Here is a 12,071-nt window from a genome sequence, read left to right as displayed (position 1 = left end):
CGTACTCACCCGAGAGACTCTCTCAGGCTTTCCTCCGGGCGCTTCCCTTCGGTCTTGCGTTTCCGACTCTATCAGATCGTTTTCCGATCCGATTCCCTGTCGGCGGGCATCCCGTAAGCGGGATATTCACACTGTGTCTTTTGGGCCTCGCGGCCTTTCGACATTCACTACGTTAGCCGATTCTCCCGGCTGCTCATAATTGAGCTTCGCGAGCTCAGATCCGGCACACAAAAGGCACAGGAAATAAGCACCCGCTGATGGGGAGGTCCTTGCTGAGTAGTGGGGTTTGGCCGCTTCCGGCTGCTGGCTGAACGCCGTACCCGGTTCAAGCGGCTCGGGCTACGTTACGCCCCGCCCAGGGGCGAGTCAAGTACGGCGCCGGCGCGGCGTGTGGGCCCGATACTGGCTCACCGTGGGGTCGTTGGCGATCCAGTAGCGCCAGGGGTGGGCCTCTCCGTCGCCACCGTCGCCGGCGACTCCGGTGCGGGGACCGTTGCGGACCTGGCCAGGACGTACGGGCGTGCCCGTGAGGATGCTGAGCGGGGCGTCGGGGCCTGCACATATGTCGCTGCCGTCGAGCGCCCGGTCCACGCCCAGGGCCGTCGCCAGTCGTGCCGGACCTTTGGCCAGTTCCTTGTCGGTGCGGGCCGAGAGTCGACGTTTGCGGGCGAGGTCGGCGCCCTCCGTGATCTCGCCGGCGCGGAGCAGGACCGCGCTCGCCATGCCTTCCGGGCCGCAGACCAGATTCATGCAGTGCCACATGCCGTAGGTGAAGTAGACGTACACGTGACCAGGCGGGCCGAACATCACGTCGTTGCGCGCGGTGCGGCCGCGATAGGCATGGGAGCCCGGGTCGTCCGTACCCGCGTATGCCTCGACCTCCGTGAGGCGGAGTTCGATCGGGCCCTCCGGGGTGTTGCGCACGAGGATGCGGCCCAGCAGGTCCGGTGCGACCTGCAGGACGGGGCGGTCGAAGAACTCCCGGCTGAGGGGCGTACGGTCGGGGGCCGTGATCATGGCGTACGAGCGTAGTGCAACCAGTGTGCACGCGCGGGTGGCCGTGGGCCCTGCTGCTTGCCAGGGTGATGGCTCGGAACCGGCCGGGGTCCGGTCGCGTTTCTAAGGATCAAGGGCCCGAGGATCAAGGATCAGTGATCAGGGATCGCGTCTGGCCGACAGGCGCCTCCCGGGGAGGAGAGACATGGGGTTCAAGAGGCTGCTGGCGAGCCTGGGAGCTGGTGGGGCGTCGGTCGAGACGGTCCTGACCGAGGTCAATGTGGTGCCGGGCGGTGTCGTCCAGGGCGAGGTGCGGATTCAGGGTGGGTCCGTCGACCAGGAGATCGAGGGGCTGTCGGTCGGTCTTCAGGCCCGGGTCGAGGTCGAGGGGGGTGACCAGGAGGTCAAGCAGGACATCGAGTTCACGAAGATGCGGCTCGGTGGTGCTTTCTCGCTGCAGGCGGACGCGGTGCACGCGGTGCCTTTCGGGCTCTCCATCCCCTGGGAGACGCCGATCACGAGCTTCGCCGGGCGTCAGCTGCCCGGCATGAACATCGGCGTGACCACCGAGCTGCAGATCGCGCGGGCCGTGGACTCCGGTGATCTCGACCCGATCGTCGTGCATCCGCTGCCGGCGCAGCAGGCGCTTCTGGACGGCTTCGGGCAGCTGGGGTTCCGGTTCAGGAGCGCGGACATGGAGCGCGGTCACATCCGGGGTACGCGGCAGCAGCTGCCGTTCTACCAGGAGATCGAGTTCCTGCCGCCGGAGCAGTACCGCGGGCTGAACCAGGTCGAGTTGAGCTTCGTCGCGGACGACCGTGAGATGGACGTCATCCTGGAGATGGACAAGAAGCCGGGCCTCTTCAGTGAGGGCAGCGACTCGTACAAGGCGTTCAGGGTCGGTCTGCACGACTTCCAGGGGACCGACTGGGCGGCGTACCTCAATGAGTGGCTGTCCCAGGTCGGCAGCCGTCGCAACTGGTTCTAGGCACCGCCTAGGCTCGGGCCGGAGACATCGCCGATCCAGGAGGTACAGACGTGACCGAGCTCAAGAGGCCGCCGCTTCCGCATGACTTCCATCCGCCGGTGCCCTCGTTCACGGTGGTGAGCGAGGACGTCGAGCCGGGCGCGGTGCTGAAGGACGCTCAGGTCTATGCGGCCGGGAACACCTCGCCGCATCTGCGGTGGGAGGGTTTCCCGCCGGAGACCAGGAGCTTCGCCGTGACGTGCTTCGACCCGGACGCCCCGACGGGCAGCGGGTTCTGGCACTGGACGGTGTTCGACATCCCGGTGTCCGTGACGGAGCTTCCGACGGGTGCGGGCAGCGGCAAGTTCGAGGGGCTGCCCGAGGGCGCGATCCAGGTGCGGAACGACTACGGGACGAAGGACTTCGGGGGTGCCGCGCCGCCGCCCGGGGACCCGGCGCACCGTTATGTGTTCACCGTGTACGCGGTGGACCAGGAGAAGCTCGGTCCTGACTCCGACGCGTCGCCCGCCGTAGTCGGGTTCAATCTGCGCTTCCACACCCTGGCGCGTGCACAGCTGATCGGTGAGTACGCGTCCCAGGCCGAGGGATAACCATCCCAGGCCGAGGGATGACCGTCCCGCGCCGAGGGACAGGCGTCCGTCACGCGACAGGCCACCCGTCGAACTGAAGGTTCACAGAACGTTTGCCCGCCTCTGGTCTTGGAATTGATCAGAGGCGGGCATTTTTGTTGCCGGGGGCCCGGGGATCTGCGGTGGTAGTGGTGTGGTCGCAGTCGCCCGGGAGGCACAGATATTGCGTTGTCCATCTCGGCGTGCCCGGCCAGAGTTGATCCCAGCCCGCCAGGGGGTGGGCCGGTGCACACGGGAGGTGGGCTGGATGCGGGACACGCTGGTGCTGAACGCGAGCTTTGAGCCGCTGTCGACGGTGACGTTGAACCGAGCCGTCGTTCTGGTGCTTCAGGACAAGGCCGTCGTCGAGCAGGCCCACCCCGAACTCCGTATGCGCGCGGCCGCGGTGGATCTTCCCGTGCCGCGGGTGATCAGACTCTGCAGGTATGTGAGGGTGCCGTTCCGAAGACAAGCGCCGTGGTCGCGGCGCGGTGTTCTCATACGGGACCGGCACAGGTGCGCGTACTGCGGAAGGCGGGCGACGACCGTGGACCATGTGGTGCCGCGGTCGCGGGGTGGCGCGGACTCCTGGCTGAACACGGTGGCCTCGTGCGCGGAGGACAACCACCGCAAGGCGGACCGTACGCCGGAGCAGGCCGGTATGCCGTTGCTGCGGGAGCCGTTCGAGCCGACTCCTGCGGACGCGATGCTGCTGGCGCTGGGGCATGACGATCTGGAGTCGCTGCCGGAGTGGATGACGCAGCCGGCCGCGTGACGGCAACAGGAAGACGACATGAAGGTGCCCCGCCTCCCCTGGAGGCGGGGCACCTTCATGTCCTAGTCGATGCGCGGCTGCTCTCGGCGCTCGGTGCCTGTGCCGTTGCCGTTCTGCTTGCCTGAACCCCCGGTCGTCGGGCCGAAGTTGCCGATGGCGCCCGACAGGCCCTTGAGGGCGTCGCCGATCTCGCTGGGCACGATCCAGAGCTTGTTGGCGTCGCCTTCGGCGATCTTCGGGAGCATCTGGAGGTACTGGTAGGAGAGGAGCTTCTGGTCGGGGTCTCCGGCGTGGATCGCCTCGAAGACCGTACGGACGGCCTGCGCCTCGCCCTCGGCGCGCAGCGCTGCGGCCTTGGCCTCACCCTCTGCGCGCAGGATCGCGGACTGCTTCTCACCCTCGGCGGTGAGGATCTGCGACTGGCGGATACCTTCGGCGGTAAGGATGGCGGCGCGCTTGTCACGGTCGGCGCGCATCTGCTTCTCCATCGAGTCCTGGATGGAGGTGGGCGGCTCGATGGCCTTGAGCTCGACGCGGTTGACGCGGATGCCCCACTTGCCGGTGGCCTCGTCGAGGACGCCGCGCAGTGCCGCGTTGATCTCCTCACGGGAGGTGAGCGTCCGCTCGAGGTCCATGCCGCCGATGATGTTGCGGAGGGTGGTGACGGTGAGTTGCTCGATCGCCTGGATGTAGCTGGCGACTTCGTAGGTCGCGGCACGCGCGTCGGTCACCTGGTAGTAGATGACCGTGTCGATGTTGACGACCAGGTTGTCCTGGGTGATCACCGGCTGGGGCGGGAAGGGTACGACCTGCTCGCGGAGGTCGATGCGGTTGCGGATGGAGTCGATGAACGGGACGACGATGTTCAGGCCCGCGTTCAGCGTTCTCGTGTAGCGGCCGAAGCGCTCGACGATTGCGGCGCTTGCCTGTGGGATGACCTGGATGGTCTTGATCAGGGCGATGAAGACCAGCACCACCAGAATGATCAGGACGATGATGATCGGTTCCATCGTGGCTCCCCGTACCCTTCTTGACTCGTCATGTCCGCTGGATCCCGGGGGTGTTGAGGTACCTCGGGGTCCTGAAGATCTTGCTGGTCGAGTCTGTCAGAACGCCGCCTGCGACGGGAGGCGTTCGGTCACATGACGGGACATCACACTCGAGGTCACGCCCCGGATCACCACCTCACATGACGACCGCGGTGGCGCCGTCGATGTCCACGACGTCCACTTCCTGGCCCACCTCGTAGGTCTGCCCGGTGTCCAGGGCGCGTGCCGACCAGACCTCGCCGGCGAGTTTGATCCGGCCTCCGGACCCGTCCACGCGCTCGAGCACGACGGCCTGTCTGCCCTTCAACGCCTCCACGCCGGTGGCCAGTTGGGGGCGCTGGGCCAGGTGCCGGGCAGCGATCGGGCGTACGACGGCGATCAGGGCGACCGAGACGACGGCGAAGACGAGGACCTGGAGCACGATGCCGCCGTCGAGACTCGCGGTCACGGCGGCGGCGACGGCGCCCACGGCAAGCATGCCGAACTCGGGCATCGCGGTCAGTACGAGCGGAATTCCCAGTGCGGCCGCGCCAATGAGCCACCACACCCACGCATCGATGTCCACGTGGTCATGGTAGGACCGCGAGTCCTTCCCCGGACAGGGGCCCGGTCGGGTCGCGCGGCCGGGTCAGGACAGTGGCAGGCCCTGTGCGGTCCAGCGGTCGCCGTTCTGCTCGACGACCAGGGGGAGGCCGAAGCAGTGGGAGAGGTTGCGGGAGGTGAGCTCGAGTTCCAGCGGGCCCGCGGCGATGACCTTGCCCTGGCGGATCATGAGGACGTGGGTGAAGCCGGGGGCGATCTCCTCGACATGGTGCGTGACCATGATCATCGAGGGTGCGAGGGGGTCGCGGGCCAGGCGGCCGAGGCGGCGTACGAGGTCCTCGCGGCCGCCGAGGTCCAGGCCCGCCGCCGGCTCGTCGAGGAGGAGCAGCTCCGGGTCGGTCATCAGCGCGCGGGCGATCAGGGTGCGCTTGCGCTCGCCCTCGGAGAGCGTGCCGAACTTGCGGTCCAGGTAGTCGCTCATGCCGAGGCGGTCGAGGAAGGCGCGGGCGCGCTGCTCGTCGACGTCCTCGTAGTCCTCGTGCCAGCCGGCGGTCATGCCGTATGCGGCGGTGAGCACGGTCTGGAGGACGGTCTGGCGCTTGGGGAGCTTCTCGGCCATGGCGATGCCGGCCATGCCGATGCGCGGGCGGAGTTCGAAGACGTCGACCTTGCCGAGGGTCTCGCCGAGGATGGTGGCGGTGCCCTTGGTCGGGAAGAGGTAACTGGACGCGACATTCAGGAGGGTCGTTTTTCCGGCGCCGTTCGGGCCGAGGATCACCCAGCGCTCCCCCTCCTTCACCGACCAGGAGACCTGGTCCACCAGAGCCCGGCCCTCGCGGACCACGGATACGTCCTCCAGCTCCAGTACATCGCTCATGAGCGCACTGTCTCCCATTGCAGTCTCGGCTGTCGCGTGCGCCTGTGGGCGCAGCCCCCAGGGAAAACCTACGCCACCGGTCGGGCGGTCCGGCCGCTAGCCCGGTCCTTAGGCTGGGTGCATGCTCTCGGAACCACGCTCAGGACGGCTGGCCGCATGGGGAAATGCCCTTTTGGCCGGGTTTGTTGCACCGGATGACGCCGCGGACGCGATCGTCGGCGATGACGCGATCCATCGGGTGGAGGGGCTCCCCGGGGAGACCTCTCCGGTCGGGCTGACGCTCGCGCTGGGGCGGCTGCGCGCCCTGGGCACGACGGGCCTGCGGGTCGCGCTGCCCGCGCCCGGGCATCCGCTGGGGCTGAGCGGACCGCCCGAGTTCAACGCGCGGGCGCTGGAGGCGGAGGAGGCGGTGGTGTGCCAGGGCGCCGCGCTGGGCCTCGTACCGGAGGTGTACGAGGTGGGGCCCGACGGCGATGTCCATGTGGAGGTCGTCTGGCACTGCCTGCCCGTACGGGAGGCTCCGCCGGCCGATGTGCCCTCGCTCGGCGAGGCCGAACGGGAGCTGGCGGAGGCGCTGCGGGAGGCGACGGCGGTGCTGTCGCGGCTCGACGTCGCCGGCTCGGGTCCTGTCGCGGAGGCGGCGATCGATGCGTACCGGGCGCGGGCCGAGCGGGGTCGCGAGGTGCTCGCGCCGGGGTATCCGCCGCGGGCGGTACGGGTCCTGGAGCTGGCGCAGCGCGTGGGGCTGCTGATCTCGGTGGCGTACGAGAACGGGCACGGCGGGGCTGTGAGCGCGTCGGAGATGGCGGCGCGGGCCCAGGCTCTGCGGCCCGTGGAGCGCACGGCGCGCCGGGCGCAGGTGGCGGCGTACAACGCATACGTGGAGGAGCGGGAGCGGGGATAGACACGAAGAGCCCCGCGAACCCGCTGAGGTTCGCGGGGCCCGAGACCCGAGTGGGGCGCGTCAGCTGTTCGACGACTGGTTGTCGGAAGCCGGGTTGAGCAGCCCGACCACGTTGACCGTGTTGCCGGTGACGTTGGCGGGGACGTGAACCGGGAGCTGAATGACGTTGCCCGAGAGGATGCCGGGCGATCCGGTGGCCGCGCCGCTGGCGTTGGCGTCCGCGACCGCGGCCCCCGCGGACGCGCCCGCGGCGATACCGGCGACGGCGACGGTCAGGGCTGCCTTCTTTGCGATGTTCATGGGAAGCGTTCCTCCTGCTGAGCGTTTCGACCCCGTCCACGGGGTCGCATGCACTGGGGAACGGAGCCCGTCCGCCCGATGGCACGGGAGGGACGGTCGATGTACCCAGAAGGCGCACACAACGGCACGGAACAGACCAATAAGCGGATCATGCTCCCGGGAACGCGGACCGGCCCCCGAGTTGAATCCTCTGGGGGCCGGTGGTGGTCAGCGATTGACCTGAGGTGCTTTGTCAGCCGTTGAACCCGTAGTTACCGAAGGCGGGGTTCAGGGCGCCGACGACGTTCACAGTGTTGCCGACCGCGTTCACCGGGACGTGCACCGGCGCCTGGATCAGGTTGCCCGAACCGATACCCGGGGAGTGGCTGGCGCTGCCGCCCGCGTGCGCACCCTCGGTGGCGGAGGCGAGACCGGCACCGGCGGCAACCAGGCCCCCCGCCACCATCGTGACAGCCATGGCCTTCTTCAGGTTCTTCACTTTCTTGGACCCTCCTAGCGATCACTGCGGCCAAGTACCGCAGCACGCCTGGAGAACGGCCGGGGACCCACGCGGGATACGCCATCAGAGGGACATCCACACGACAGTATGAATCTCGGCCTGGATTGGAACCGTCCGCGTCACCGCTCGCTGCCGTGCCCTGCCATGGGAGGTCAGCAGCACGATCGGCTGTGGAGATCAGCCGGTCACGCCGTGTCGTACGGCCCACAGCGCGGCCTGGGTGCGGTCCGCAAGGTCGAGCTTCATCAGGATGTTCGACACGTGCGTCTTGACCGTCTTCTCGGAGAGGACGAGGGCGCGGGCTATCTCCCGGTTGGAGCGCCCGTCCGCGATCAGGCCCAGCACCTCCCGCTCCCGCTCGGTGAGCGAGCCGCCCCTCCCCTGGCTGTTGCCCGTCTCCTCCTGGGACAGCAGGGCGCCGGCGACCTCCGGCTGGAGCAGCACATGGCCGGCGTGGACGGAGCGGATGGCTCCGGCGAGCGCGTCCGGGTCGATGTCCTTGTAGACGTACCCGGCGGCGCCCGCGCGCAGGGCGGGGACGACCGTGCGCTGCTCGGTGAAGCTGGTGACGATGAGCACGCGCGCGGGGTTGTCGAGTTCGCGGAGTTTCCGCAGGGCCTCGATGCCGTCCATGCCCGGCATCTTGACGTCCATCAGGACGACGTCCGGTTTCAGCTGCTCGGCCTGGGCGACGCCTTCGGCGCCGTCGGCCGCCTCTCCCACGACCTCGATGTCGTCCTGCACCTCGAGGAAGGTGCGCAGGCCGCGGCGGACCACCTGGTGATCGTCTACGAGCAGGACCTTGATCGGGTCAGCCACCGGGAACCTCCATCTCGATCGTGGTGCCCTTGCCGGGCGCCGATTCCACGGTCAGCGCCCCGCCGACGCCGCTTGCCCGGTCGCGCATCGACACGAGGCCCAGGTGGCGCCCCGCCCGTCGTATCGCGCGTGGATCGAAGCCACTGCCGTCGTCGGTGACCCGGAGCACCGCGCCCGGCCCGCGTTTGGCGAGGAGAACGTCCACGCGCTCGGCGCCGGAGTGGCGCAGCGCGTTGTGCAGGGCTTCCTGGGCGACCCGCAGCATGGCCTCCTCCTGCGCGGCGGGCAGGGCGCGCACTCCGCCGGACGCGAAGGTGACCCGCGCGGAGTGGGCGCGGTCCAGGACCTGGACCTGGGTGCGCAGGGTGGCGACCAGGCCGTCCTCGTCGAGGGCGGCGGGGCGCAGCTCGACGACGGCGGCGCGCAGTTCGTCCGCGGCCTCCGCGGCGAGCGCCGCCACGTGCTGCAGCTCGCCCTTCGCGCGCGACGGGTCGCGGTCGACCAGGGTGGTCGCGGCCTGGGCGGTCAGACGCAGCGAGAAGAGCTTCTGGCTGACGGCGTCGTGCAGCTCATGGGCGAGGCGGGAGCGCTCCTCGGCGATGGTGAGCTCGCGGCTGCGCTCGTACAGCCGGGCGTTGGTGAGGGCGATGGCGGCGTGCTGGGCGAGGATCGACAGCAGCTCCTCGTCCTCCTCGGTGAAGCCGCAGCCGCCTTGGGGCTTGGGGCACCTCTTGTTGGCGAGGAAGAGTGCGCCGATGGTCTCGTCGCCGTCGCGGATGGGCAGGCCGAGGAAGTCGGACATGTCCGGGTGGGCGGACGGCCAGCCCTCGAAGCGGGGGTCCTGACGTACGTCGGCGAGGCGCTGGGGCCTCGCCTCGTGCAGCATCGCGGCGAGGATGCCGTGCTGGCGCGGGAGCGGGCCGATGGCCTTCCACTGCTCGTCGCTGACCCCGTCGACCACGAACTGCGCGAAGCCGCCGTGGTCGTCCGGCACGCCGAGCGCCGCGTACTCCGCGTCGAGCAGCTCGCGGGCCGAGGCGACGATCGTCTTGAGGACGTCGCGCACCTCGAGGTGCCTGCTCATGGCCAACAGCGCGGAACTCACCGCGTACAGGCCGGACCGGGGGCCGTGACTCATGCCTTCACCGTACCGGCGCGGTGTGACAGGGCGTATCGGACCTGTGGCGGCAGCCGCCTAGGGCCCTGGGCTTAAGGCGAAGGGCCCTGGCATGCCCGGGCCCAAGCACGAGGCGCCTGCGGCGGGTCCGTTCCTACGTTGAAGGCGGCCGAAGAGCCGATCTGAGGCGGCCGCCGGGACGGCGGTGCCTGGTGCGACGAGGGGACGGACGTCATGCCTGTGGCGATCATCACGGGGGCTGGGAAGGGTTTCGGGCGTGCACTGAGCGCTGCCCTGGCCGAGCGGGGCTGGGACCTCGTACTGGATGCGCGCTCCGCTGGACCGCTGGAGACGACGGCACAGGAACTGCGGAAACACGGAACGCACGTGGTGGCCCTGGCGGGGGACGTCCCTTGTGGAGCCCATGCCATGGGTCTGACCGCGGGTCGGCCTCCGGATCTGGCGTTCCAGGTGCCCGACGAGCTGTCGGCGCGGGTGCCGGCCGAGCAGCGCGGTCCCGGGCTCGACCGGGACGCGGTGCTCCTGATGGTGTCGCGCGGTACAGAGGTGTCCCACCACGACTTCGTGGAGCTGCCTCGGCTGCTGCGCGCCGGCGATCTGCTCATCGTCAACACGTCGCCGACGCTGGCCGCAGCCGTGGACGGCCGGATCGGGCACGCACGCGTGGTGGTGCATTTCTCGACGCGGGGCGATGACGGCCGGTGGGCCGTGGAGCTGCGCGATCCGGACGGCGGGGGCACCACGCGCGCGCGTGCGGGCGGACCTGCGGGAGCAGTGGTGGAGCTGTCCGGGTGCGCGTGCCTCATATATGAGGAGCCGCTGAGCCCGGGCAGCGGGCGGTTGTGGTGGGCCCGGGCGTCGGGGAAGGGCGTGCCGGCGCTGCTGCGGCGGCATGGCCGGCCCATTCGCTACTCCTATACGGAGCGGGACCAGCCGCTGTCCGCCTACCAGACGGTGTTCGCTCTGCCGTCGGCCGACGGGTCGGGGAGCGCGGAGATGCCGAGTGCGGCCCGGCCCTTCACCCCGCGGCTGGTGGCGGAGCTGGTGAGCCGGGGAGTGCAATTCGCACCTGTCACTTTGCACACAGGCGTCGCGTCGGCGGAGGCCCACGAGCCGCCGTATCCGGAGCGATTCACCGTCTCCGAGCACTCGGCGCGGCTCATCAATGCGGTGCGGCGGGGGGACGGGCGGGTCATTGCGGTGGGTACGACGGCCGTGCGCGCGGTGGAGTCCGCGACCGGATCCGACGGGATCGTGCGGGCGGCATCGGGCTGGACGGATCTGGTGATCACGCCGGAGCGCGGCGTGCGCGTGGTCGACGGCCTGCTGACCGGACTGCACGAGCCGGAGGCCTCTCACCTGCTGATGTTGGAGGCGATCGCCGGACGGCGGACGATCAGCCGTGGTTACGGGGAAGCGCTGCGGTTCGGATACCTGTGGCACGAGTTCGGCGACACCCATCTCCTGCTGCCCGAAATGTCCGACCACGGGGAGCATTGCCCCGGAAACTATGGGTGAGAAACCAATGGGCGCCATGTGAGCCCGCACATAGGGCGCACATCACGTACGAAGTGACCTAGTAGGGGACGAAAGTCCTATCACTGGGGTAAGAGGGCCTTTCGGCGCCATAAGTCCGTTTCGTGATCCACTACCTCGGATCGTACGTCACACCTTTGCCCCAGGATTTTGCGGCCGCTAAGAATGGCTGCCGTCGCTCGGCGCCGCGGGAGCTTACCCGCGGCGTTTGTGCCGGAAACACGTCCCTGCCGGCCGAGAGCGACTCCAGCTACTCGAAGAGGTCCTACACCCATGTCGATTTTCCATGCCAAGTCCGGTGATCGCCGTCTGAAGAAGACCCAGAAGTTCTCCCTCGCCGGTGTCGCCACGCTCGGCGCCGCGGCCGTCGCGTTCACCGTCGTGCCCGCCTCGTCCGAGGCCCAGGTCCAGGAGACCCAGGCCGCTGCCGCGGCAGCCCCGGTCGGCCTGGCCGCCACCGGCACCGCCAAGGACATCAAGGCGAGCGTCACCGACCAGCTGGCGAACGCCAACCTGAAGGCCCAGGACGCCGCCGCCCGCCTGAAGGCGCAGCAGGAGGCCGCCGCCAAGCAGAAGGCCGAGGCCAAGGCCAAGGCGGAGGCCAAGGCGGAGGCCCAGCAGGAGCGCAAGGTCGCCCCTGCCGTGAGCCGCTCGACCGAGCGCGCCGCGGTGGCCACCCCGGTCGCGGCGAAGACCTACGCCAACAACCTCGACGGCTGGATCCGCGAGTCCCTCGACGTCATGAAGAAGCACAAGATCCCGGGCACCTACAACGGGCTGTACCGCAACATCATGCGTGAGTCGTCGGGCAACCCGATGGCCATCAACAACTGGGACATCAACGCCAAGAACGGTGTCCCGTCGAAGGGCCTGCTGCAGGTCATCCAGCCGACGTTCAACGCGTACCACGTCCCGGGCACGTCCTGGAACATCTACGACCCGGTCGCCAACATCACCGCCGCGGCCAACTACGCGGCCGACCGCTACGGGTCGATGGATAACGTCTTCGGCGCCTACTGAGTCTCTTCGGGACCTCTGG

Annotated in this window: 14 protein-coding genes; 6 read left to right on the top strand and 8 right to left on the bottom strand. The window is 69.2% G+C overall.

The window, feature by feature from the left end:
- Nucleotides 1-366 precede the first annotated feature (366 nt).
- A complete protein-coding gene (locus H1D24_RS22315; RefSeq protein ID WP_181659404.1) occupies nucleotides 367-1,017 on the bottom strand; it encodes a DNA-3-methyladenine glycosylase in 651 nt (216 codons plus the stop codon).
- Nucleotides 1,018-1,201: 184 nt separating this feature from the next.
- Between H1D24_RS22315 and H1D24_RS22310 the strand changes: the two genes are divergently transcribed.
- The 3 genes from H1D24_RS22310 (at nucleotide 1,202) to H1D24_RS22300 (ending at nucleotide 3,367) form a co-directional block, all read left to right on the top strand.
- On the top strand, nucleotides 1,202-1,984 hold the full coding sequence (locus tag H1D24_RS22310) for a sporulation protein (protein ID WP_181659403.1): 783 nt from the start codon (nucleotides 1,202-1,204) through the stop codon (nucleotides 1,982-1,984).
- A gap of 50 nt (nucleotides 1,985-2,034) precedes the next feature.
- Entirely contained in the window at nucleotides 2,035-2,574 is a 540-nt protein-coding gene (locus H1D24_RS22305; RefSeq protein ID WP_181659402.1) for a YbhB/YbcL family Raf kinase inhibitor-like protein, read from the top strand.
- 286 nt (nucleotides 2,575-2,860) lie between these two features.
- Entirely contained in the window at nucleotides 2,861-3,367 is a 507-nt protein-coding gene (locus H1D24_RS22300) for an HNH endonuclease (RefSeq protein ID WP_181659401.1), read from the top strand.
- 62 nt (nucleotides 3,368-3,429) lie between these two features.
- On the opposite strand, the gene H1D24_RS22295 is transcribed toward H1D24_RS22300, so the two are convergent.
- The 3 genes from H1D24_RS22295 to H1D24_RS22285 all read right to left on the bottom strand — a co-directional run bounded on the left by H1D24_RS22295 (nucleotide 3,430) and on the right by H1D24_RS22285 (nucleotide 5,836).
- Nucleotides 3,430-4,377, bottom strand: coding sequence for an SPFH domain-containing protein (locus H1D24_RS22295; protein ID WP_181659400.1), 948 nt, complete (start codon nucleotides 4,375-4,377; stop codon nucleotides 3,430-3,432).
- A gap of 175 nt (nucleotides 4,378-4,552) precedes the next feature.
- The gene (locus H1D24_RS22290) at nucleotides 4,553-4,981 is read right to left on the bottom strand and encodes an NfeD family protein (protein WP_181659399.1); all 429 of its coding nucleotides are present in this window, start codon (nucleotides 4,979-4,981) and stop codon (nucleotides 4,553-4,555) included.
- A 63-nt stretch (nucleotides 4,982-5,044) separates the two neighbouring features.
- The gene (locus H1D24_RS22285; protein WP_181659398.1) at nucleotides 5,045-5,836 is read right to left on the bottom strand and encodes an ABC transporter ATP-binding protein; all 792 of its coding nucleotides are present in this window, start codon (nucleotides 5,834-5,836) and stop codon (nucleotides 5,045-5,047) included.
- Nucleotides 5,837-5,957: 121 nt separating this feature from the next.
- Here H1D24_RS22285 and H1D24_RS22280 point away from each other — a divergent pair, with 121 nt between their 5' ends.
- The gene (locus tag H1D24_RS22280) at nucleotides 5,958-6,740 is read left to right on the top strand and encodes an Rv1486c family protein (RefSeq protein ID WP_181659397.1); all 783 of its coding nucleotides are present in this window, start codon (nucleotides 5,958-5,960) and stop codon (nucleotides 6,738-6,740) included.
- Nucleotides 6,741-6,800: 60 nt separating this feature from the next.
- On the opposite strand, the gene H1D24_RS22275 is transcribed toward H1D24_RS22280, so the two are convergent.
- From H1D24_RS22275 to H1D24_RS22260, 4 genes are all read right to left on the bottom strand, one after another.
- Entirely contained in the window at nucleotides 6,801-7,040 is a 240-nt protein-coding gene (locus tag H1D24_RS22275) for a chaplin (RefSeq protein WP_181659396.1), read from the bottom strand.
- A 232-nt stretch (nucleotides 7,041-7,272) separates the two neighbouring features.
- Nucleotides 7,273-7,518 (bottom strand): chaplin, encoded by a 246-nt coding sequence (locus H1D24_RS22270; RefSeq protein ID WP_181659395.1) that lies wholly within the window; start codon nucleotides 7,516-7,518, stop codon nucleotides 7,273-7,275.
- A 198-nt stretch (nucleotides 7,519-7,716) separates the two neighbouring features.
- Nucleotides 7,717-8,358 (bottom strand): response regulator, encoded by a 642-nt coding sequence (locus tag H1D24_RS22265; protein WP_181659394.1) that lies wholly within the window; start codon nucleotides 8,356-8,358, stop codon nucleotides 7,717-7,719.
- On the bottom strand, nucleotides 8,351-9,496 hold the full coding sequence (locus H1D24_RS22260; protein ID WP_181659393.1) for a GAF domain-containing sensor histidine kinase: 1,146 nt from the start codon (nucleotides 9,494-9,496) through the stop codon (nucleotides 8,351-8,353). The genes H1D24_RS22265 and H1D24_RS22260 overlap by 8 nt, the downstream gene beginning before the upstream one ends.
- A 213-nt stretch (nucleotides 9,497-9,709) precedes the next feature.
- Here H1D24_RS22260 and H1D24_RS22255 point away from each other — a divergent pair, with 213 nt between their 5' ends.
- On the top strand, nucleotides 9,710-11,014 hold the full coding sequence (locus H1D24_RS22255) for an SDR family NAD(P)-dependent oxidoreductase (protein WP_181659392.1): 1,305 nt from the start codon (nucleotides 9,710-9,712) through the stop codon (nucleotides 11,012-11,014).
- 291 nt (nucleotides 11,015-11,305) lie between these two features.
- Nucleotides 11,306-12,052 (top strand): transglycosylase SLT domain-containing protein, encoded by a 747-nt coding sequence (locus H1D24_RS22250; protein WP_181659391.1) that lies wholly within the window; start codon nucleotides 11,306-11,308, stop codon nucleotides 12,050-12,052.
- Nucleotides 12,053-12,071: the final 19 nt, after the last annotated feature.

The organism is Streptomyces himalayensis subsp. himalayensis (assembly GCF_013778455.1).
Lineage (GTDB): Bacteria > Actinomycetota > Actinomycetes > Streptomycetales > Streptomycetaceae > Streptomyces > Streptomyces himalayensis.
This window is presented reverse-complemented; position numbering and strand designations above follow the sequence as displayed.

Excerpts from the sequence above, each read along its gene's own strand:
- H1D24_RS22315 (WP_181659404.1), bottom strand. The coding sequence starts at position 1,017 with ATGATCACGGCCCCCGACCGTACGCCCCTCAGCCGGGAGTTCTTCGAC.
- H1D24_RS22310 (WP_181659403.1), top strand. The coding sequence starts at position 1,202 with ATGGGGTTCAAGAGGCTGCTGGCGAGCCTGGGAGCTGGTGGGGCGTCG.
- H1D24_RS22300 (WP_181659401.1), top strand. The coding sequence starts at position 2,861 with ATGCGGGACACGCTGGTGCTGAACGCGAGCTTTGAGCCGCTGTCGACG.
- H1D24_RS22295 (WP_181659400.1), bottom strand. The coding sequence starts at position 4,377 with ATGGAACCGATCATCATCGTCCTGATCATTCTGGTGGTGCTGGTCTTC.
- H1D24_RS22285 (WP_181659398.1), bottom strand. The coding sequence starts at position 5,836 with ATGAGCGATGTACTGGAGCTGGAGGACGTATCCGTGGTCCGCGAGGGC.
- H1D24_RS22280 (WP_181659397.1), top strand. The coding sequence starts at position 5,958 with ATGCTCTCGGAACCACGCTCAGGACGGCTGGCCGCATGGGGAAATGCC.
- H1D24_RS22275 (WP_181659396.1), bottom strand. The coding sequence starts at position 7,040 with ATGAACATCGCAAAGAAGGCAGCCCTGACCGTCGCCGTCGCCGGTATC.
- H1D24_RS22260 (WP_181659393.1), bottom strand. The coding sequence starts at position 9,496 with ATGAGTCACGGCCCCCGGTCCGGCCTGTACGCGGTGAGTTCCGCGCTG.
- H1D24_RS22255 (WP_181659392.1), top strand. The coding sequence starts at position 9,710 with ATGCCTGTGGCGATCATCACGGGGGCTGGGAAGGGTTTCGGGCGTGCA.
- H1D24_RS22250 (WP_181659391.1), top strand. The coding sequence starts at position 11,306 with ATGTCGATTTTCCATGCCAAGTCCGGTGATCGCCGTCTGAAGAAGACC.